The organism is Streptomyces sp. NPDC057137, assembly GCF_042670825.1.
GTDB lineage: Bacteria > Actinomycetota > Actinomycetes > Streptomycetales > Streptomycetaceae > Streptomyces.
In genome coordinates, this window is sequence record NZ_JBHUUW010000076.1 from 1 (window position 1) to 19,543 (window position 19,543).

At 70.1% G+C, this 19,543-nt stretch carries 17 protein-coding genes; 8 read left to right on the forward strand and 9 right to left on the reverse strand.

From position 1 onward, the window contains the following. Positions 1-97 precede the first annotated feature (97 nt). A complete protein-coding gene (locus ACFT9I_RS35015; RefSeq protein ID WP_382571218.1) occupies positions 98-1,012 on the reverse strand; it encodes a PRC and DUF2382 domain-containing protein in 915 nt (304 codons plus the stop codon). Between the two features lie 345 nt (positions 1,013-1,357). Beyond that, complete coding sequence (locus tag ACFT9I_RS35020) at positions 1,358-3,028, reverse strand: glycoside hydrolase family 13 protein (protein WP_382571220.1); 1,671 nt, start codon at positions 3,026-3,028, stop codon at positions 1,358-1,360. Positions 3,029-3,314: 286 nt separating this feature from the next. On the opposite strand from ACFT9I_RS35020, the gene ACFT9I_RS35025 reads away from it, so the two are divergent. After that, positions 3,315-3,764, forward strand: a complete 450-nt coding sequence (locus ACFT9I_RS35025) for an SRPBCC family protein (protein ID WP_382571221.1) — start codon at positions 3,315-3,317, stop codon at positions 3,762-3,764. A gap of 173 nt (positions 3,765-3,937) precedes the next feature. Here the strand turns inward: ACFT9I_RS35025 and ACFT9I_RS35030 are convergent, their stop codons facing one another. Next, positions 3,938-4,579 carry a hypothetical protein gene (locus ACFT9I_RS35030; RefSeq protein WP_382571222.1) on the reverse strand — a complete coding sequence of 214 codons (642 nt, stop codon included), beginning with the start codon at positions 4,577-4,579 and terminating at the stop codon, positions 3,938-3,940. Between the two features lie 201 nt (positions 4,580-4,780). Between ACFT9I_RS35030 and ACFT9I_RS35035 the strand changes: the two genes are divergently transcribed. Next, positions 4,781-5,134: a PRC-barrel domain containing protein gene (locus ACFT9I_RS35035; protein WP_382571224.1), complete on the forward strand. Its 354-nt coding sequence runs from the start codon at positions 4,781-4,783 to the stop codon at positions 5,132-5,134. A 79-nt stretch (positions 5,135-5,213) separates the two neighbouring features. Here ACFT9I_RS35035 and ACFT9I_RS35040 read toward each other — a convergent pair whose 3' ends face one another. Next, complete coding sequence (locus tag ACFT9I_RS35040; RefSeq protein ID WP_107014974.1) at positions 5,214-5,417, reverse strand: cold-shock protein; 204 nt, start codon at positions 5,415-5,417, stop codon at positions 5,214-5,216. A gap of 325 nt (positions 5,418-5,742) precedes the next feature. Here ACFT9I_RS35040 and ACFT9I_RS35045 point away from each other — a divergent pair, with 325 nt between their 5' ends. Continuing rightward, positions 5,743-6,522 carry a class I SAM-dependent methyltransferase gene (locus ACFT9I_RS35045; protein WP_382571225.1) on the forward strand — a complete coding sequence of 260 codons (780 nt, stop codon included), beginning with the start codon at positions 5,743-5,745 and terminating at the stop codon, positions 6,520-6,522. A 52-nt stretch (positions 6,523-6,574) separates the two neighbouring features. Here the strand turns inward: ACFT9I_RS35045 and ACFT9I_RS35050 are convergent, their stop codons facing one another. The 5 genes from ACFT9I_RS35050 to ACFT9I_RS35070 form a co-directional block, all read right to left on the reverse strand. Further along, complete coding sequence (locus ACFT9I_RS35050) at positions 6,575-7,204, reverse strand: DUF6629 family protein (RefSeq protein WP_382571226.1); 630 nt, start codon at positions 7,202-7,204, stop codon at positions 6,575-6,577. Positions 7,205-7,398: 194 nt separating this feature from the next. After that, positions 7,399-7,848: a hypothetical protein gene (locus ACFT9I_RS35055; RefSeq protein ID WP_382571227.1), complete on the reverse strand. Its 450-nt coding sequence runs from the start codon at positions 7,846-7,848 to the stop codon at positions 7,399-7,401. Between the two features lie 64 nt (positions 7,849-7,912). Then, entirely contained in the window at positions 7,913-9,301 is a 1,389-nt protein-coding gene (locus tag ACFT9I_RS35060; protein ID WP_382571229.1) for a carbohydrate-binding protein, read from the reverse strand. Positions 9,302-9,646: 345 nt separating this feature from the next. After that, the gene (locus tag ACFT9I_RS35065) at positions 9,647-10,642 is read right to left on the reverse strand and encodes a LysR family transcriptional regulator (RefSeq protein WP_382571231.1); all 996 of its coding nucleotides are present in this window, start codon (positions 10,640-10,642) and stop codon (positions 9,647-9,649) included. A 117-nt stretch (positions 10,643-10,759) separates the two neighbouring features. Continuing rightward, positions 10,760-12,895 (reverse strand): alpha-galactosidase, encoded by a 2,136-nt coding sequence (locus ACFT9I_RS35070; protein WP_382571233.1) that lies wholly within the window; start codon positions 12,893-12,895, stop codon positions 10,760-10,762. Positions 12,896-13,076: 181 nt separating this feature from the next. On the opposite strand from ACFT9I_RS35070, the gene ACFT9I_RS35075 reads away from it, so the two are divergent. The 5 genes from ACFT9I_RS35075 (at position 13,077) to ACFT9I_RS35095 (ending at position 19,531) form a co-directional block, all read left to right on the forward strand. Next, a complete protein-coding gene (locus ACFT9I_RS35075; protein ID WP_382571235.1) occupies positions 13,077-14,264 on the forward strand; it encodes an ROK family protein in 1,188 nt (395 codons plus the stop codon). Then, a complete protein-coding gene (locus tag ACFT9I_RS35080) occupies positions 14,261-15,574 on the forward strand; it encodes an ABC transporter substrate-binding protein (protein ID WP_382571237.1) in 1,314 nt (437 codons plus the stop codon). Before ACFT9I_RS35075 ends, ACFT9I_RS35080 begins: the two co-directional genes overlap by 4 nt. Positions 15,575-15,684: 110 nt before the next feature. After that, positions 15,685-16,659 (forward strand): carbohydrate ABC transporter permease, encoded by a 975-nt coding sequence (locus ACFT9I_RS35085; protein WP_382571239.1) that lies wholly within the window; start codon positions 15,685-15,687, stop codon positions 16,657-16,659. Next, positions 16,656-17,576 carry a carbohydrate ABC transporter permease gene (locus ACFT9I_RS35090; RefSeq protein WP_382571241.1) on the forward strand — a complete coding sequence of 307 codons (921 nt, stop codon included), beginning with the start codon at positions 16,656-16,658 and terminating at the stop codon, positions 17,574-17,576. Before ACFT9I_RS35085 ends, ACFT9I_RS35090 begins: the two co-directional genes overlap by 4 nt. A gap of 92 nt (positions 17,577-17,668) precedes the next feature. Then, a complete protein-coding gene (locus ACFT9I_RS35095) occupies positions 17,669-19,531 on the forward strand; it encodes an alpha-galactosidase D (protein WP_382571243.1) in 1,863 nt (620 codons plus the stop codon). Positions 19,532-19,543: the final 12 nt, after the last annotated feature.

Here is a 19,543-nt window from a genome sequence, read left to right on the forward strand (position 1 = left end):
GCGGCACGGGGGGCGGGGGTGGGCCCCCGGGTACCCCGGGGGCCCCCACGCCGACCTGCGATTGCGGAGATTGCGGAGTGCCTGGCGGAGCAGCCACTCAGTGGCTGGGACCGCGCCCGCCGCCACGTCCCTTGTCGTCCCGCCCGGGGTCGTCGAACTCGACCCGCTCCTTGCGGACGTCGGCCGAGACTTCCTTCTGCTCGGTGACCTTCTCCGTCTCCATGCGCACGCGCTCCACCGGTACGGCCTCCTTACGGATGACCGCCTCCTCGGCGTGCAGGATGACCTCGGTCTCGGCGTTCCCCATCGGGGAGCGGCCGATGGTGCGGTCGCCCGGTTTGATGGGCTCGCGCACGATACGGACCTCTTCGTGGGTGACCGGCACGGTGGTCGTGACGTTCTCGGTCACCACGACCTTCCGGAGCCGTGCCCGGCCGGACTCGTGCTCCTCGGTGCCGACCCGGAGCCGCTCCTCCGAGCGCACCATTTCCTCCTCGCCGCGACCGGTGGCGGGAGTGGGAGTGGGCGCGGCCTTGGCGGTGTCGGGCCGGCCGGTGGTGCCCGCCTGGGCGGTGGCGTCGGTACGGCCCTGGGCGCCGTTGCCGCTCGTCGTGTCGCGGCCCATCGTGGTGTCCTTGGCAGCCTTGCCGGGCGCCGGGCTCATGCCCGGTGCCCCGCTGCGCCCGGAGGGGCGGGTGAGGCCGTAGTGGTCGTACAGTTCCTGCTCCTGGCCGACGTCGAGGTGCTCGTCGGCGTCCATGCGAGGGGCGTCCTTGACCAGTTCCTTGGCGTGCGGGACCTGGAGGCCGTTCGCGTCGCGGGTGGCGCCCGCCAGGGGCACGAAGGACTCCTTCATCCCGAACATGCCGGTCTTGACTGTCACCCACTCGGCGCGGCCCGTCTCGTTGTCCAGGTACGCCTGCTCGACAGTGCCTATCTTCTCTCCGGCTGCGTCGTAGGCGGTCAGACCCGTGAGTTCACCCACGTGGTGGAAGACATCGTCGGCTGCCATCAGTGATCACTCCTTGGCGGCGAGCCGGCGGGGTCCGGTATCCCCGCGCGTCGGCTGACTCGCGTATCTCCATGCGGCACCTGCTGACGGCGGGCGGCAACCAGGGAAAACGCCCCTTTGACCCGTCCGGGGGACAAAGGGGCGCCGCACGCGCACCGCTGGGCTCCCCGCGAATCGGTGGCCGGATTCAGCCATTCGGGTGACCCCTCGTACGGAGCGCTGGCCCGTGCTCACGCGTTGTGCATGTACGACGACGGAAAGGAGCCTCCCCCGATGCCGACGAAGCCGATCACGCCAATGACGCCGATACCGACACCGACAGCAACACCGACGCAGCCGGACCGATCAGCCGTCGGCCGCCGCTGTCCACACGGCGGTGTCGGGGGCGATCATGTCCCCCGCCAGGCTGTCGCTGGCGAGCAGCACGGCGCCGTCCGGCAGCGGCAGGGACGTGCCGGAGAGGTTGATCCGGCATTCGAACCGGCCCTTGCGGAAGGCGAGTTCGCCGTCGCGGGCGGGCAGCCAGCTGAACGACTCGTCGCCGCGGAAGCGGGTGCGTACGGACAGGGCCGTGCGGTACAGCTCCAGGAAGGAGTCGGGCCGTCCGGTCTGGACGTCCACCGCGTGATCGCCCCAGCCGTCCGGCTGCGGGAGCCAGCTGCCGCCCGGCCCGAAGCCATGACTGCTGCCGGAGCGGGTCCACGGCAGTGGGATGCGGCAGCCGTCGCGGCCCTTGGTGGTGCGTCCGGTCCGCTCCCACATGGGGTCGCGCAGCGCGTCGAGGGGCAGGTCGGAGACTTCGGGAAGGCCGAGTTCCTCACCCTGATAGAGGTAGGCGCTGCCCGGCAGGGCCAGGGTCAGGAGCGCGGCGGCCCTGGCCCGCCGGTGCCCGAGGGCGTCGTCCGGCGCGGGGTCGGTGCCACCGCCGGAGAGCCAGGCGCGGTAGTCGATGCCCTGAGGGAGGGCGTAGCGGGTCCGGTGGCGTACGACGTCGTGGTTGGAGAGCACCCAGGTGGGCAGGGTGCCGACCGCGCGGGCGCCGGTGAGGGAGGTGTCGATGACCTTCCGGAACTCCTCGGCGTCCCAGGGACAGCGCAGATGGAAGAAGTTGAAGGCCTGGTGAAGCTCGTCGGGCCGGGTGTAGAGAGGCAGCCGGGCCGCGCTGACACCCGCCTCGGCGACGGTGATCCGGGGAGGCGCGTAGGAGTCGATGATCTTGCGCCAGGTCCGGTATATGTCATGGACCTCGTCGCGGTCCCAGAAGGGGTGGTCCTCACCCTCGGGCGGGGAATTGAGGGAGGCGGAGTCGCGTCCGCCGGTGTCCCGCAGGGGTTCCACGAGGTCCTTGCGCAGGCCGTGGGCCACGTCGATACGGAAGCCGTCGGCCCCGAGGTCGAGCCAGAAGCGCAGGATCCCCTCGAAGTCGGCGAGGACGTCCGAGTTCTCCCAGTTCAGATCGGGCTGCTCGGCGGAGAAGATGTGCATGTACCACTGGCCGTCCGGCACCCGTGTCCAGGCGCCACCGCCGAATTTCGACTTCCAGTCGGCGGGCGGCAGGCTGCCGTCCGGGCCCCGCCCCTCGCGGAAGATGAAGCGGTCCCTGGCCGGGGAGCCGGGCGGTGAGGCGAGTGCTTCCACGAACCAGGGGTGCTGGTCGGAGCAGTGGTTGGGCACGACGTCGACGATGACCTTGAGGCCGAGGCCATGGGCGCGCCGCACGAGGCCGCGGAAGTCGTCGAGGGTGCCGTGGCGGGGGTCGACGCCCCGGTAGTCGGAGACGTCGTAGCCGGCGTCGGTCCAGGGCGAGGGGTAGAAGGGCGTGAGCCACAGGGCGTCGACGCCGAGGCCGGCGAGGTGGTCGAGCCGGTCCGTGATCCCGCGCAGATCGCCGATCCCGTCACCGTCCGCGTCGGCGAAGCTCGGGACGTACACCTGGTAGACGACGGCCTCACGCCACCAGTCGGGGGCAGGCCGTGCCAGGTGGCCGCGGGCTGTGTCGAGGGTGTTCGGGATCACGGGTGCCTCTCGTACTGAACTTCGGACCGGTCGTGCGTGTTACGTGGGCGTTTCGTGCGACGCATGGTGCGACACACGAGGGACACCCTTTCACCGCCCGGCCCCAGGCTGAAAGGTCACCCGTTCGATGGTTATGGAAGGGATGTCTGAGGGACACACAAGGATGTCCGTCGGCCGGTACGGCCACGGAGCGCGAGGCGGGGGCGCGAGGTACGGGCGGTGAAAGCCGATCGCGCGGGTAGCGGATGACAGACGAAGTCGTCTCGAACCGACGGAGGAGAAACCCATGACGTCCTCACTGATCGAAGCCGTCGACATCAAGGCGCCCGTGTCCGTGAGCTGGTCGCTGTGGCAGGACGTCGAGCGCTGGCCTTCCTTCCTCAGCCACGTCAAGCACGTGGAGCGCATCGACGACTCCCTGTTCGCGTGGCAGGTCTCCCTGCCGGGCGCCGACAAGAGTTTCGTGGCGGAGCTCACGGAGGTCGTCCCCGAGGACCGCATCGCCTGGCGGACCTCGGAGGGGGTGCACCACGCGGGGGTGGTCACCTTCCACCGGCTCAGCGACACCGAGAGCCGGGTGACGCTCCAGATCGAGTACGACCCGAAGGGCTTCGTGGAGCATCTGGGCGCGCTGACCAATCTGGACTCGACGCTGGCCAACTACGACCTCGGTGAGTTCCGGCGGATGGCCGAGCACGAGGCGGCGCTGCTCGACCCGTCGCCACACCGCCACTGACCGCTCGGGCGGCGGCCGTCAGCCGTCCGGGCCGCGGCGGTCGCGCCGGCGTGCCGGGCGGCGGCGAACTCGCGGTGGACGACGTGCCGTTCGCCTGACGCGGCGGCTGCGGGGCGCCGCTGTCCGCCGAGGACGCCGTCGCGGGCCGCGCGTCGCCTGATCGAGCTGCCTGATCAGTCCGCCACCGGGGCCGGGTCCGGGGTGGTGGCGGCGCCCTGTCCCGCGTGGGTGTAGAAGACGGACTTGTTCTGCTTGCTGCGGTGGGCCTCGGACTTGGCGACGAGCTGTTCCAGCGCGTTCCGCACCACATTGACGTTGGAGTTGCGCTGCGGGTGGTCCGCGATCAGCTCGGCGGAGATCTCCGCGGCCGAGCGCGGCTCGCCGTGCGCGGCCAGCAGTGTGCCCAGCAAGTGGGCGAGGCTGGGCTGCTTCTCGGCCGCTCCGGCCTTCGCGGAGGTCTTGGCGGAGGTCTTGGCGGACGCCTTCGCGCCTGACTTGCCCACCGGCTTCGCCCCTGACTTGGCGGGGGTCTTCTCGGCGGCCTTGGCCGCTGCCTTCGCGGGGCGTTTCGCCGTCCGCGCCCCGGGCACCTTCGCGCTCCGTGCGGCATCGTGCCCGGCTCCGTCGGCGAACACCCGCTGCACGCCGAGCAGCAGAGCGTGGTCACGCTCCAGGGTCTCCAATTGGGCCTGGAATGCGTCGATCTCGGCGCGGAGACGTTTCTGCTCCGCCTCGTTGCGCTCCAGATCACCGGCGACCTGGACCTCGTACTGCGACTGGACGCTCGTGAACTCGTTGACGGCACTGCCGGACATGAATGGCTCGCTTCCTATGGATGGCATCTGCATGGCATCCCCCGGTTGTTCGCGATGGTACTTCTGTCAGCGCGTCCGCCCCACAGCCGACCATCAGGTAACACCTTGCTGAACCATGCGTGGTTGCTGGGTGGGCCCGGGGGGCAAGTGCACCTTGAGCGGCGTTCTCGCCGCGACAGTCGAACGAGAGTGAGGGCCGGGATGGGTGACATGTGGGTATTCGCGGTCGAGTCGGGCCATGTGCCGGGTATGGACCTCACCGGTTACAGCGTCCATGCGACCGACGGAACGGTGGGCAGCGTGGACAGACAGTCCGAGGGCTCACCGTTCGAGCACCTGGTGGTGGACACCGGGATGTGGGTCTTCGGAAAGAGTCTCGTCATTCCCGCCGGGCTGGTCACTTCGATCGATCCGGCCGGGCGGGTGATTCGGGTCGGCTGTACGAAGTCGACCGTCAAGGGCGCTCCGGTGTTCGAGCGCGATCACGACACGCGCGACCCGGCCTACCTGGGCGGCCTGAGCACTTACTACACCTCTTTGGTTACCACTTCCTGATACCCCGTTATGCACCAGCGCCCCGGCAGGACGCTGCCGGGGCGCTGGTGGACACGTGGTGTCCCTGGGACGAGGTGTCCTAGGCGGGGACGATGTTCTCCGCCTGGGGGCCCTTCTGACCCTGCGTGACGTCGAACGTCACCTTCTGGCCCTCCTGGAGCTCACGGAAGCCCTGGGTGGCGATGTTGGAGTAGTGGGCGAAGACGTCGGGGCCTCCACCGTCCTGCTCAATGAAACCGAAGCCTTTTTCCGAGTTGAACCACTTGACGGTACCGCTGGCCATGTGTCCTCCAAAGGACTCATAACGGTCCCCGCACCGTGCGGGAACCGGAGGTGATCGCCCTGGTCCTCAGAGACGTTGAACAGCCGAATCGCCCGCGACTGTGATCACGGGCGACAAAGTACTTCGGAACCACGACAGCTAGAACTGACGCTACACGTCTCCTCGCTTCCAGACCACAGAAACGATCAAGCGTGACGCCCGACAACACCCGCACAGTGCAGTGACCGTGCGCCGCGCGCCGCGTTATGTCCCCCGGGAGAGGGAAGCGTCCACGAATGTCCCCTGCCCGCGTCGCGTGTCGGAACTGTCGGTAGGCTGCGTGGTGATGTTCACCCCACAGGGCCCGACCCTTCGCGAACTGACCGTGCAGGCGCTCTCGTCGACAGAGCGCGGCTACGACCTGCTCGCCCCGAAGTTCGATCTGACCCCTTTCCGCACTCCGGACACCGTCCTGGACGCCGTGGCCGACGCCCTCGGGGCGCTCGGCCCGTTCCGCGCGGGACTGGACATCTGCTGCGGCACCGGAGCCGGTGTCGACGTCCTGCGGGAGGTGTGCGTCGAGCGCGTCACCGGGGTGGACTTCAGCGCCGGCATGCTCGCCACCGCCAGGTCCGCCCAGCTGCCCAAGGAGAGTGCGGACGAGGCCGGTTCCGGCGGCGTCGGTACGGGCCGGGACGGTACGGGCGGGCCCGTCGTCGACTTCGTACGGGCCGATGCCCGCGCCCTGCCCTTCCGCGCCGCCTTCGACGTGGCCGTGAGCTTCGGCGCGTTCGGCCACTTCCTGCCCTCCGAGCGGCCCGCGCTTTTCACGCGGGTGCGTGAAGTCCTGCGGCCCGGCGGTGTGTTCGTCTTCCCGGTGCCCGCGCCGCCGCGCGTCGGCTCGCGGCTGTACTGGACGCTCTGGGGCTTCGACGCGGCGATGCGGGCGCGCAACGCCGTGTGGCGTCCGCCCTTCGTCATGTACTACCGCACCTTCGGGCTCACCGACGTGGTGGACGAGTTGACCCGTACGGGCTTCGAGGTGGAGCTTGTCGCGCTCGACAGCCTGGGGCGGCTGCCCGACGGCAGTCCGCGCTGCCGCATGGTGGTCGCGCGCCGACCGTGAGGCGCTGACCGTGAGGCGTCAGGCGGAGGCACCGGGCGGCAGTATTCGGCGGTCAGGCCGCCCGTCCGGGTGCGTCCGTACGGTGCCAGGCCCAGCCGAGCATGACGACGGACGCGAGCGCGGCGAAGGCGCACCAGGTCGAGACGAACTCCAGTCGCCAGATCACCGCGCAGACCACCGCTCCAACCGTGACCAGGACGCCGAGCAGCCGCACCGTCCGGTCGCCGGAGAGCAGCAGCGCCCCGATGGTCGCGAGGAGATAGCCGACGACGACGATCTCCGGCTGCGGCAGGTGGACGGCGTATCCGACGGTGTGGCCGCGGATCTCGGCCGTGACGTCCCGGGTGGCGAGGTAGTACGAGAGCGCGGCGGCGGTGAGGACACCGGCGGCGACGGGCACGACGAGCCGGCGGCGGGACCCGGGCGGTGAGGCCAGCAGTACGGCCAGGGGGACCCAGAGCGCCAGCAGGGGCATCGCGATGACGGCCCAGGCCGTGGTGGCGGGCCCCTCACCGCCGCCGGCGTCCCAGACGAGGGCCTCGACGATCTGGTGGGCGCCGAGGAGCACGGGCAGTGCGGCGAGCGGCAGATCGCGGACACGGCGTACGCGCGCGACGCAGGCGACTCCGATCGCGCTGATACAGATACCCGCGGTCAGGTCGGCGGTCGCGCTCCAGCACATCGCGTCATCCAGGGACCGAAAGGGACGGTGATGATGTGATCACCGCATAGCGGTCTTGATCGTACGGTTTCGGCGAGCGTCCGGGCGGGTGACACGACTGCGGCTCGGGGTTCGGGTGACAAACGACGGACGGACGGAGGGCCGACGGCAGTCCGTCGGCCCTCCGTGGTGAAGCTGTGAGGCTGTCGCCGTTGTCAGATCCGGCCTCCGGTCAGCCGGGAGAGGGGCCCCCTCGGCTTGGCCGTCTGCCGCCCCAGGGCGAAGGCGCCCCCGGCCAGGCCGACGACACCGGCGGCGGCTCCAGCCGACACGGCCTTGCGGTGCTTGACGACGGTCCACGCGGTGGTGGCCTTGGTGGCCGCCTTGCCCGCCGTCGACACGACGGCCTGGCGACTGCTCACCCAGCCGGCGGTGGCGGCACGCCTGGTCGCCTCGCCGGCCGATCGCACACCCGCTTCGGCGGACTTCTCGGCCGCCCGCGCGGAGGATTTGGCCTTCGAGGCCGCGAGCGCCGAGTTCGTCTTGGCACGGTCCACGGCGTCTCCGGTGGTCCGGAGCCCCTTGGAGGTGGCCGACTCGATGCTCGAACCGACCTTCGCCGCCGTGCCGTTCGCGTTCCTGTTCGCTGCGCTGTCCTCATTCATGAGGTTCGTGTTGCCGTTCGACGCGCCCTGAAACACGGGGCCTCGGCCCGGCCCCGCGACCGCGTCACACCGGTTGCCAGAGCGCGGGGACGTTCGGGGGCTGCCAGCCGGGCTGCGCCTGGTGGGCCTGGAGGCACCGGTAGGTGACGCCGCCGTAGGTGACCTGCGCGCCCGCCGCGTAGACGGTGCCCGCGGCCCATGTCCCGCCCGGCTCACCGGGATCGCCGGGGTCGCCCGGGTCTCCGGGGCCGGGTCCTGTGGTGGTCCTGAGGGTCAGGGCGTACGCCTGGAGCAGCGGGTTGATGGGCTGGTAGAAGGTCGTACCGCCGGACGAGCAGTTGCCGGAGCCGCCGGAGGTGACACCTTGGGCCTGGCTGCCGGAGATGAACGAGCCGCCCGAGTCGCCCGGTTCGGCGCAGACGGTGGTGCGGGTCACTCCGGAGATGGTGCCCTCGGGGTAGGTGACGCTGGTGTTGTGCTGCTGGATGACGCCGCAGTGCCAGCCGGTGGTGGAGCCCGACCGGCAGACCGAGGCGCCGACCGGTGCCTGGGTGGAGCCGGTGACCTGGACGTTGGCGCCGCCCTGGCCCTTGACGTACGGGGTCGAGGTCCAGTTGCTGTTGGCGGCGACCCAGGCGGTGTCGCGGCCGGGGAAGGTGGAGGCCTGGAAGGAGCCCTGCGCGACCTGGTTGTAGCCGCTGGTCGTGGTGCCGGGGCGACCGCAGTGGCCGGCGGTGGCGAAGCCCTGCTGGGTCCCCTTGGTGACGGCGAAGCCGACGGAGCAGCGTCCGCTGCCGTTCATGTAGTACGCGTCGCCGCCCCGGAGGTCGTAGAGCGCGCGGGGCCGGTCGGCCGACGTCTCGACGCGCACGAGGCCGCGGTCGATCCCGGCGGCGGCGACGAGGTCGTGTGCGGCGGCGGGCCGCACGGCCTGGACGACCAGGGTGTTCGTGCGGACGTCGACGTACCGGACGGGCGCGTCGACGGTCGTGGTCCGGACGGCGGCCCGGTCCAGCGTCGTCATCGCCGCTTCGAGTGCGGCGAGCGGGTGCGGTACGACGGCTGCGACGGCGCCCTCGGCCTCGATGGCCGGGACGTCGGCGGGGTCGGTGGTCGCGACCGTGAGCCGGGCGGATTCGGCGCCCTGTACCCAGGCGCCGGCGTAGGCGGCGCCGAGTCCGAGGCGGAGCCGGCCCGCGGTCGCGCCGGCCGCCGCCTCGTTGGTCAGCCGGTGGCGCGCCTGCGCCTGGGTGAGGCCGAGGTCGCGTCGCATCGCCGTCAGGAGTGCGGGGGAAGCGTCGGCGACGGCCGGTGTGTCGGCGGCGGGGTGGGGAGCGGCGGCGGATCCGGTGGTCAGGGCCGACGCCGTGCCCGGCAGTCCGGCGAGCACGAGTGCGCCGATGGCCGCGAGCGCGGCGCACGCGCTCGCGGTGGGTCTGTGGAGCAGGGGCATGGGGAGTCTCCTCGGTTTCGGTGAGGGAGAGCGGGTGGGGAGGTACCGAAACCGTAGGAGTGGTCAACTGCCGTTCATAAGATGCCAGTTCTCCCTCTGCCTGGCGTTATGGATACGGCCTAGGGGGTGTCTTTCCGATCAGGCCGGATCAGGGAGCGGGGTCTGGTGCCGTGGATCGCAAGGCGGAGGAGGGAGGCATGGCGGAGCCATGCCGACCGACGACAACGCGGCGAGGCGCGGCACCAGGGACCGCGAGCCCGGCAAGATCGGCAAGACACCCCCTAGGGCCTGTCCTCAAAGTAGCGCCGTCCGCCCGCGGGCCAGGCGGGACTTTGAAGACACTCCCTAGGGCAGGCGCCCGGCGCCGTGGAGGCTGCCGGGTGGCAGGGAGGCGAGGGGGCCGTGGCCGCCGTCGAGCCAGTCGGCGTAGCTCTCGCTGCGTTCCGCCGCCTGGGCGTGGGCGGCGCGGGCCTGTTCGAGCACGGCGGGCGCGCTGTCGGCGGCCCGCGACGCCGGGTGCCAGCCGAGCAGATGCCGCCAGCTCAGCGGGGTGCCGGCCAGGGGGCGGGTCACCAGTCCGGCGGTCGTGGGGAAGGTGGCGCGGCAGAGTCCGACGGCGCGGCCGACCTGGACGAGATGGACGCAGGACGCGGTGTCCGTCTCGTACACGCTGGTGGGGGTGAAGCCCGCGCGGGCGCAGGCGGCGGTGAAGCAGTCGCTGAAGCAGCCGTCGCCCGGTACGTCGGTCCATGCCTCGTCGGCGAGTTCGGCGAGGCCGATCTCCTGGCGGTCGGCCAGTGGGTGACCGGCCGCGAGCATCACGAAGACGGGGTCGCCGGCGATCTCGCGCCACTCCAGCCGCTCGCCGGCGGGTGGCGGGCTCGCTCCGCAGCAGCCGATGAGGGCGTAGTCGATCCGGCCTTCGGTGACCGACGCGGCGATCTCCCGTTCGGACCATGAGGTGTACGTGGTGACGGGGACGCCGGGGTGGGCGGAGACGAGCCGGTCGACGAGCCCGCCGAGGAGGGGACCGTGGGTGCCGCCGAGGCGGAAGCGGCGGGTCTCCTCCAGGGTGCGGGCGAACCGGACGGCGTCCTGCTGGAGTTCGGTCACGGCGGGCAGCACGATCCGGGCGCGGGCCAGGACGAGTTCGCCGAGCGGTGTCGTACGGACGCCGTGCCGTCCCCGGTCGAACAGCCGCCCGCCCAGGGCGCTTTCGATCCGCTTCAGCTGTGCGCTGAGGGCCGGCTGGGCGAGGCCGAGCACCGATGCGGCCTTGGTGAGGCTGCCCGCGTCGGCTATGGCACGGATCGTCTTGAGATGCCGCAACTCCAGCTCCATGAGGCGAGCTTGGACTTCGGCCGGTTCGAGGGCAATAGTCAGGTCCAGACCAATAGTGGCGCCGTCACGCACGCCGGGCGCGCGCGACGGCGCACACGCCCGGAGAGTGACGAGGTGTCAGGGCGAGACCCGCCTCAGATGGATCGCCGTACTGGCCCAGTCGCCCGCCGGCAGGTCCAGCGGCAGTCCGTGCTCCATCAGCACGGTCGCGTGGTGCGACACCCCGGTCGCCACGTCCCGGTAGACCGCCGCCGGGTCGAGTGCGGCGAGGTGGACGGGCAGCTCCGGCCTCCCCCGGCGGGGGGCCCGCTGCCAGGCGAGCACCAGGGTCTCCGCCCGGTCGGGCGACGTGTACTGCACGACCGTGGGACCGTCGTCCACGGGCGCCCGCAGCCGGTGCTGGACACCGTGCTGCACCAGATGACGGACCTGCTTGTACGCGCCCACGAACCCGGCCGCCTCGGCGATCTCCTCGTCCGACCAGTGGGTGAGGTCACCGCCGACGGCCAGTACCCCGGCCGTCGCGACATGGAAGCGGAAGGCCAACGGCACGGTGCGCGCGGTGAGTTCGTTGGGCACGTCGGTCACCCAGCCGGCCATGGTCGACGCCGGGTAGAGCTGGCTGTAGCCGTGCTGGATGCCGATCCGGTCGGCCGCGTCGGTGTTGTCGGACGGCCACGCCTGATCCGTACGGGACAGGATGCCGAGGTCCACGCGCCCGCCGCCGCCGCTGCACGCCTCGATGCGCAGCCGGGGATGGTCGGCGCGCAGCCGGTCGACGACGCCGTAGAGGTTGTGCACGTACGCGCTCCACAGCCGGTCGTCACCGTCGGGGCCGCCCCCGGGGCCGACCTCGCTGAAGGACCGGTTCATGTCCCACTTGAGGAAGTCGATGCCGTTGTCGGCGACGAGTGCGGTGAGCCACCCGTACGCCCAGTCGGCGACGTCGTCCCGGGCGAAGTTGAGCACGAGCTGGTTGCGCAGCTCGGTGCGCGTACGGTGCGGGAAGTGCAGGATCCAGTCGGGGTGCGCGCGGTAGAGGTCGCTGTCGGCGTTGACCATCTCCGGTTCGACCCAGAGGCCGAAGAGCATGCCGAGTCGGTGCACCTCGTCGGCCAGTGGTGCGAGGCCCTTCGGGAAGCGGTCGGGTGACGGCGTCCAGTCGCCCAGTCCGGCCCGGTCGCTGCGCCGGGCGCCGAACCAGCCGTCGTCCATGACGTACAGCTCGGCCCCGAGTTCGGCGGCCCGCGCCGCGAGGGCCATCTGGCGGTTCTCGTCGATGTCGAAGCCGGTGGCTTCCCAGGAGTTGTAGAGCACGGGGCGGATCTCGTCCGGGTGCGGCAGGACATGCGCGCGGATGTACGCGTGCCAGGCGCGGCTCGCCGCGCCGAAGCCGCCCTCGGTGCGGAGCCCGGCGAAGCGCGGTGTGGTGTGTGTCAGGCCGGGGCCCAGGCGCAGGGTCGTGGAGTCGTGCCCCGCGCCGCCGGTGAAGCCGGCGCGGCCGTCGGAGGTGCGCTGGGCGGTGATGCGCCAGCTGCCGCTCCAGGCGAGCGCGGCGCTCCACACCTGGCCGTGGTCCTCGCTCGCGGTGCCGTCGTCCAGCATGACCCACGGGTTGAGGTGGTGGCTGGATATGCCTCGTCTGCTGGTCAGTACGGTCTCGCCGAACGGCAGTGTCTCGCGCCGGAGTTGGGTCTCGGCGGCCCACTGTCCCGTGACATGGCCGAGCCGGTAGTCGGCGCGCGGAGGCAGGGTCCAGGCCGCCGAGTCGGCGCGCAGCAGGACGATGTCGTCGGTGCCGGTGTTGCGCAGGGTCGTCCAGCGTTCGATCACGTCGCTGTCGTCGTACACGCGGTAGTGCAGGCCGATACCGAGCGGGTAGTGCCGGTCGCGGAAGTCGAGGTCCAACTCGGCGGCCCCGTCGGGGGTTTCGCGGATGTGGTGGCCGACGGGCTCCCATTCGACGGCGCGGGTGCCGTCGGCGAACCGGACCTGGAGCGAGGGCACGCCGTAGCGGGCGCCGCCGTCGACGGGGAGTTCCTCGCCGACCGGCGGACGGCCCTCGAAGCTGCTGATCTCGCGGTCCACCGGGTGGGCCCGCGCGGCGATCTCCCCCGCCTCGTCGAGGGTCAGCCTGCCGCCCCACGCCACATGACAGGGCGCTCCGCTGCTGTCGATCCGCACCGCGTAGGAGGTGTTCGGGGTGTTGACCAGCCACAGGGCGGCGTCCGGTGCGCAGGAGATCTGGGGCATGGAGATCCTTACGTTCAGGGGCAGCACTGTGACGGCAGGTAGCCAATCCCGCCCTTTGATCTGCTGTCAAGTGCCGTGCTTCAACAAACTTTTCCCTGGAGAATGGATGATCAACTTCTACTTCGCAGGGTTCCTGCTTTTTTTATTGACAGAGGAAATTAACTCACCTACGTTTCCGGCCATGTCAACGACCGACCAGGTGGAGGCGTTTCCGGCGGCCACCCCCGCCGCCTCCTTGGTCTTCACCACCGTGCTCTCCCAGGGCCCGCTGTCCCGTGTGGAGCTGTCCCGGCGCACCGGCCTCTCGTCGGCCGCCGTGACCAAGGCCGTACGCCCGCTGATGGCGGCCGGCTACTTCGTCGAGGCCGCCGACGACAGCGCGCCGCCGGCCGTCGGACGGCCCGCCAACCCGGTCCGGGTGGACGGCGGCAGGGCCCTGTTCATCGGTGTGAAGGTGACGGCCGACGAGGTGATCGCGGTCCTCGCGGACTTGTGCTGCCGGATCCGGCTGGCCCGCCACGTACCGCTCACCGATCGTGAGCCGGGTGCCGTGATCGCCGTGATCGCCGAGCTGACGGCCGAGTTGAGGACGGAGGCCGAGGGCTTCGGTGTCCAGGTGCAGGGTCTCGCGGTCGCCGTGTCCGGCGATGTGGACCGGGCGGCCGGAGCCGTCCGCTACTCGCCGTTCCTCGACTGGCGTGACATCGCCCTCGCCGAACTCACGGCGGCGGCGACCGGGCTGCCGACCACGGTGGACAACGACGTGCGGGCGCTGACGGTCGCCGAGCAGTGGTTCGGCGCCGGGGTGGGACTCTCCAACTTCGCCCTGGTCACCGTCGGCGCCGGGATCGGCTGCGGCCTCGTCGTCAACGGGAGCGTGGTCTCCGGGGCGCACGGGGTGGCCGGGGAGATCGGCCATCTGTCCATCGACCCGCGAGGGCCGCTGTGCCACTGCGGCAACCTCGGCTGTGTCGAGGCGATCGCCTCGGACTCGGCCATCGTGCGCCGTATCCAGCGCGACACGGGCGAGCCCCTGGCCGGACCGGCACAGGCGCTCGAACTGGCCCACGGCGGAAGCCCGGTGGCCCGTGAGGCGTACGCGGACGCGGGCGCCGCGATCGGCCGGGCGATCGGCACCGTGGTGAATCTGCTCGGCCCCGAGCGCGTGATCATCTCGGGCGAAGGACTCGCGGCGTACGACCTGTTCGCCGCCCAGATCAAGGAAGCGTTCTCCGCGACCGCTTTCAGTACCGCCGATCAGTGCGACGTGATCACGCGTCCGCTGCCGTTCGAGGAGTGGGCGCGCGGGGCCGCGGCCACCGCGATACAGACCTTCATCGGGTCCGACACCTTCCAGGAGAAGCGATGACGCAGCAGAGCCGCATACCCGCAGCCGGTGGTCCGAGACGACGCAGCGTCGTCAACGGACTGATGGGAGTGGGAGCGGCCGCTCTCGCCGGGCCCGCCCTGGCGGCGTGCGGCGGCGGTCCTCCCGCCGCCGACCCGAAGACCGTGACGTTCGGTTCCAACGGCGCGGACGCCACGCCCAAGAAGGCGTACGCGGCGGTGACCAAGGCCTTCACCAAGGAATCCGAGCTGAAGGTCAAGACCAACACGGTCGACCACGACACCTTCCAGAAGAGCATCTCCAGCTATCTGCAGGGCACCCCCGACGACACGTTCACCTGGTTCGCCGGCTACCGCATGCAGTACTTCGCCGAGAAGAAGCTGGCCAGTCCGGTCGACGACGTGTGGGAGACCATCGGCTCCGGGTTCAGCGAGGCCGCGAAGCAGCTCTCCAAGGGCGCGGACGGCAAGTACTACTTCGTACCGCTGTACAACTACCCGTGGGCCGTCTTCTACCGCAAGAGCGTCTTCCAGGAGCGCGGCTACACGGCGCCGACCACCTGGGCGCAGTTCGTCGCGCTGGCCAAGAAGATGAAGAAGGACGGGCTCTCGCCCATCGCCTCCGGTTACGGCGGCGGCGACAGCTGGTCCATCCTCGGTGCCTTCGACTATCTGAACCTGCGCGCCAACGGCTACGACTTCCACATGGAGTTGATGCGCGGCGACGTCGCGTGGAGCGACCGGCGCATGAGCACCGTGCTCGACCTGTGGCGGGAACTCGCCCCGTACTACCAGTCGGGCGCCGGCGGGCGCTCGTGGCAGGACGCGGCCCAGTCACTGCTCGACAAGAAGTCCGGCATGGCCGTCATCGGCCTCTTCCTCGGCCAGCAGATCACCGACACGGCGCTGCGCGAGGACATCGACTTCTTCCCGTTCCCTACGATCGACCCGGCGCACGGCATGGACACGGTCGAGGCGCCGACCGACGGATTCATGCTCAGCCGCAAGCCCAAGAACGCCGAAGGCGCCCGGAAGTTCCTCGAATTCCTGGGCAGCCCCGAGGCGGAGGGCATCTACATGGGCGTCGACCCGAGCAACGTCGCCGTCCACAGCAAGGCCGACACCAGCAAGTACAACGCGCTGCAGAAGAAGTCGGCCGAGCTGATCGGCGCCGCCAAGCACATCACCCAGTTCGGCGACCGGGACAGCGACCCGGGGTTCATCTCCACCGTCGTCCTGCCCGGTCTGACGCAGTGGCTCGGCCACCCGGACGACGGGGCGGCCACGCTGAAGAAGATCGAGTCGCAGCGCTCGCGCTTCTTCTCCGGCTGAGCCGGTCCCGAGGCCAGGGACCCCGCTCCCGCGAAGCCCGAGACCAGAGACCAGACCCCGAGACACCCGAGCCGCCACCCCGTCGACCCGCCTGAGGGACGCCCACCCCTATGACTTCCACACTCAAAGCACCGGAGGAACCGGTCACGCCGGCCCCGCCCGCCGTACCGGCCCGCCGGCGCAGGCCGCGCCGGCTCGGCCTGCGCGACCGGCTGTTCCTCGGCGTCATCGTCGGTATACCCCTGCTGGCCCTGCTGGTCTTCGTCTGGCTGCCCGCGCTCGCCTCGTTCGCGCTCTCCTTCACCAGTTGGGACGGCATCTCGCTGTCCGACATCGACTGGATCGGCTGGGACAACTACCGGGAGATCTTCACCAATTACCCGCCGTTCTGGCCGGCGGTCCAGCACAACGTCATCTGGCTGCTGTTCACCGCGCTGCTGCCCACGCCGTTCGGGATCTTCCTCGCGTACCAGCTCGACCGGAAGATCCGCTTCACCCGGATCTACCAGACCGCGATCTTCCTGCCCATGGTGCTGTCCCTCGCGGTGGTCGGGCTGATCTGGGAGATCATCTACAACCCGGACAACGGTCTGCTGAACGGCATCATCGGTGCCGCGTCGCCCGGTACCCACATCGACTGGCTCGGCGATCCCGACCTCAATCTGTGGGCCGTGCTCGTCGCGTCCGCGTGGCGGCACACCGGCTACATCATGATCCTCTATCTGGCCGGGCTCAAAGGCTTCGACCCCGCGCTCAAGGAGGCCGCCGCGCTCGACGGCGCCAACGGCCGGCAGACGTTCCTGCGCGTGGTCTTCCCCGCGCTGAAGCCGGTCAACATCGTCATCCTCGTCGTCACGGCGATGGAGTCGCTGCGCGCCTTCGACATCGTGTACGTCCTCGGCGGCGGCATCGGCAGCAAGCCCGGCATGGAGCTGCTCTCGCTCCTGATCACCGACAACATCGTCGGCGAGACCAGCCACATCGGCTACGGCTCGGCCATCGCGGTGATCATGCTGCTGGTCTCGCTGACCGCCATCTGCACCTTCCTCGTACAGAACTTCCGCAAGGACAAGGAGGAGGCGTGACCGCGACAGCCACACCTCCGGCCGCCCGGCAGCGGGCCCCGCAGGACACACCTCCCGGCAAGCGCTCACGCCCGCGCCGCCAGATCGGCCGTCATCTCTTCCTGGCCGGTATCTCCCTGCTGTGGCTGGTCCCGCTGCTGTGGGCGATGTACACGTCGCTGCGGCCGTACGAGGACACCGCCCAGAACGGGTATCTGTCCTGGCCCCGCAGCCTGAGCCTCGACAACTTCACCGACGCCTGGGCGCAGTCGGGTCTCGCGCACATCTTCTGGAACTCGGTGCTCGTCACCGTGCCCGCCGTGCTCGGCACCCTATTCTTCTCCGCGGCGGTCGCCTTCTACGTGTCGCGCTTCGACTTCCGCTGGAACATCGCGCTGCTGATGCTGTTCACCGCGGGCAATCTGCTCCCCGCCCAGGTGCTCATCACCCCGCTGTACCGGCTGTATCTCCAGTGGAACCTGCCCGGTTGGATGAGCGACTCGTTCCTGCTCTACAACTCCTACTGGGGCATCATCGTCATCCATATCGCCTACCAGTGCGGCTTCTGCACCTTCGTGCTGAGCAACTACATGAAGACGATCCCCAAGGAGATCACCGAGGCCGCGCTCGTGGACGGCGCGCCCGTGTGGCGGCAGTTCTTCCAGATCGTGCTGCCGCTGTGCCGGCCGGCGTTCGCCGCGCTCGCGACGCTGGAGTCGATCTGGATCTACAACGACTTCTTCTGGCCGCTCGTGCTGATCGAGACCGGTGACAAGCGTCCCGTCACCTCCGCGCTCGCCAGCCTGGAGGGGCAGTACTTCACCAATCCCAACCTCATCGCGGCCGGTGCGCTGATGACCGCGATTCCCACGCTGATCGTGTACTTCGCGCTCCAGCGCCAGTTCATCAGCGGCCTGACGATCGGCGCGGGCAAGTAGCCCGTACCTGGCCCCGGCGCGGGCGAGCAGCCCGTATCCGGCCCGTACCACCCCCGCACCTCCCCTTCAGAGAAAGCAGGAGGCTCCCTCCCATGCGCCCACCCACTCGCAACGTCGCGAGAACCCTGCGCGCCGCGCTCGTCCTCGCCGTCACCGCCGGCCTGGCGGTCGCCGTCCCGACCACCGCCCAGGCCCAACTCCCCGACCGGGCAACCGATCAGGCGATCGATCAGGCATCCGATCAGGCGCCCTCGGCGCAGAGCGCGCAGAGCGCGCAGAGCGCCGTCGCCGAGAAGCCGTACATGGGCTGGAGCAGCTGGAGCCTCCAGACCACGTCGTACCCGGGGGTGAACCCCAACGGCAGCTACAGCTATCTCACCGAAGCCAATGTGAACAAGCAGACGGACGCGCTGGCCTCCAAGCTCAAGAAGTACGGCTACGAGTACGTCAACATCGACGCCGGCTGGTGGCGCGGCTGGGACTGGACCCCGGAGTTCGACGAGTACGGGCGGCAGAAGACCAACACGGAGCGCTTCCCCAGCGGTATGAAGGCGGTCGCCGACCGTATCCACGGCAAGGGCCTCAAGGCCGGCATCTACCTTCCCGTGGGCCTGGAGAAGGAAGGCTACGGCGAGGGCAAGCTGAAGATCTGGAACACCGACGACTGCACCACCGGCGACATCGTCTACAGCGACCTGCGGACGACCAACGGCTGGGACAGCTCGTACAAGATCGACTTCTCGAAGCCGTGCGCGCAGAAGTACGTCGACTCGCAGGCCCAGCTCATCGCCGACTGGGGCTACGACTTCCTGAAGCTCGACGGTGTCGGCCCCGGCTCCTTCAAGAGCGGCGACAACTACGACAACCGCACGGATGTCGCCGCCTGGCAGAAGGCCATCAAGAGCACCGGGCGGGCCATCCACCTGGAGATCTCGTGGTCGCTCGACATCAACTACGCCAAGGACTGGAAGGCGACCTCCAACGGATGGCGGGTCGACACGGACGTCGAGTGCTACTGCAACACCCTGGTGTCGTGGGAGAACTCGGTCGAGGACCGGTGGCGTGACACGCCCGGCTGGACCCGCTACGCCGGGCCCGGCGGCTGGAACGACCTGGACGCGATCAACGTCGGCAACGCCGACATGAGCGGTCTGACCAAGGCCGAGCGCCAGAGCTACATGACGCTGTGGGCGGTCGCCAAGTCGCCGCTGTACAGCGGCGACGACCTCACCAAGATCGACGACTACGGCCTGTCGCTGATGACCAACCGCGACGTGCTGAAGATCAACCAGCAGCCGGGGAAGCCCGCCAAGCCCGTCACCTCGGTCGGCGACGAGCAGGTCTGGGCGTCCGAGAACCCCGACGGCAGCTGGACCGTCGCCCTGTTCAACCAGGGTGACTCCGCCTCGCCGGTGACCGCCGACTGGGCGGCCCTCGGCTTCACCGGCCAGGCGTCCGTACGCGACGTGTGGAACCGCGAGAGCCTCGGCCGGCACAAGGACGGCATCACCCAGGCCGTACCGGCGCACGGCTCGCGGCTGTTCACCGTCACCCCGCAGGGTCCGGACCTGCAGACCACCGCGTACGAGGCGGAGTCCCCGGACAACGTCCTGACCGGCTCGGCGTCCGTCGCCGACTGCGACGAGTGCTCGGGCACGAAGAAGGTCGGCAACCTCTACGTCGGCGGCAAGGTCCAGTTCACGGACGTCGTCGTCAAGAAGGCCGGCCGCTACCTGGTCAAGGTCGCCTACACCTCGGGCGACGCGCGATCGATCGGTGTCTCGGCCAACGGCAAGGCGCCTGTCGCGACGGCCTTCCCGGCCACCGGCGGCTGGCAGGCGGTCGACTCGATCAGCGTGCCGGTCACGCTGAAGGCGGGCAGCAACACGATCGCCTTCGACAGCGGCGACGGCTACTCGCCGGACATCGACAAGATCGACGTGCCGCGCGTCTGATCCCGGCGCCTC

What these genes read in the sequence shown, in the direction of transcription:
- ACFT9I_RS35015 (WP_382571218.1), bottom strand. Translation starts at nt 1,012, where the DNA reads ATGGCAGCCGACGATGTCTTCCACCACGTGGGTGAACTCACGGGTCTG.
- ACFT9I_RS35025 (WP_382571221.1), top strand. Translation starts at nt 3,315, where the DNA reads ATGACGTCCTCACTGATCGAAGCCGTCGACATCAAGGCGCCCGTGTCC.
- ACFT9I_RS35030 (WP_382571222.1), bottom strand. Translation starts at nt 4,579, where the DNA reads ATGTCCGGCAGTGCCGTCAACGAGTTCACGAGCGTCCAGTCGCAGTAC.
- ACFT9I_RS35035 (WP_382571224.1), top strand. Translation starts at nt 4,781, where the DNA reads ATGGGTGACATGTGGGTATTCGCGGTCGAGTCGGGCCATGTGCCGGGT.
- ACFT9I_RS35040 (WP_107014974.1), bottom strand. Translation starts at nt 5,417, where the DNA reads ATGGCCAGCGGTACCGTCAAGTGGTTCAACTCGGAAAAAGGCTTCGGT.
- ACFT9I_RS35045 (WP_382571225.1), top strand. Translation starts at nt 5,743, where the DNA reads ATGTTCACCCCACAGGGCCCGACCCTTCGCGAACTGACCGTGCAGGCG.
- ACFT9I_RS35050 (WP_382571226.1), bottom strand. Translation starts at nt 7,204, where the DNA reads ATGTGCTGGAGCGCGACCGCCGACCTGACCGCGGGTATCTGTATCAGC.
- ACFT9I_RS35055 (WP_382571227.1), bottom strand. Translation starts at nt 7,848, where the DNA reads ATGAATGAGGACAGCGCAGCGAACAGGAACGCGAACGGCACGGCGGCG.
- ACFT9I_RS35060 (WP_382571229.1), bottom strand. Translation starts at nt 9,301, where the DNA reads ATGCCCCTGCTCCACAGACCCACCGCGAGCGCGTGCGCCGCGCTCGCG.
- ACFT9I_RS35065 (WP_382571231.1), bottom strand. Translation starts at nt 10,642, where the DNA reads ATGGAGCTGGAGTTGCGGCATCTCAAGACGATCCGTGCCATAGCCGAC.
- ACFT9I_RS35070 (WP_382571233.1), bottom strand. Translation starts at nt 12,895, where the DNA reads ATGCCCCAGATCTCCTGCGCACCGGACGCCGCCCTGTGGCTGGTCAAC.
- ACFT9I_RS35075 (WP_382571235.1), top strand. Translation starts at nt 13,077, where the DNA reads ATGTCAACGACCGACCAGGTGGAGGCGTTTCCGGCGGCCACCCCCGCC.
- ACFT9I_RS35080 (WP_382571237.1), top strand. Translation starts at nt 14,261, where the DNA reads ATGACGCAGCAGAGCCGCATACCCGCAGCCGGTGGTCCGAGACGACGC.
- ACFT9I_RS35085 (WP_382571239.1), top strand. Translation starts at nt 15,685, where the DNA reads ATGACTTCCACACTCAAAGCACCGGAGGAACCGGTCACGCCGGCCCCG.
- ACFT9I_RS35095 (WP_382571243.1), top strand. Translation starts at nt 17,669, where the DNA reads ATGCGCCCACCCACTCGCAACGTCGCGAGAACCCTGCGCGCCGCGCTC.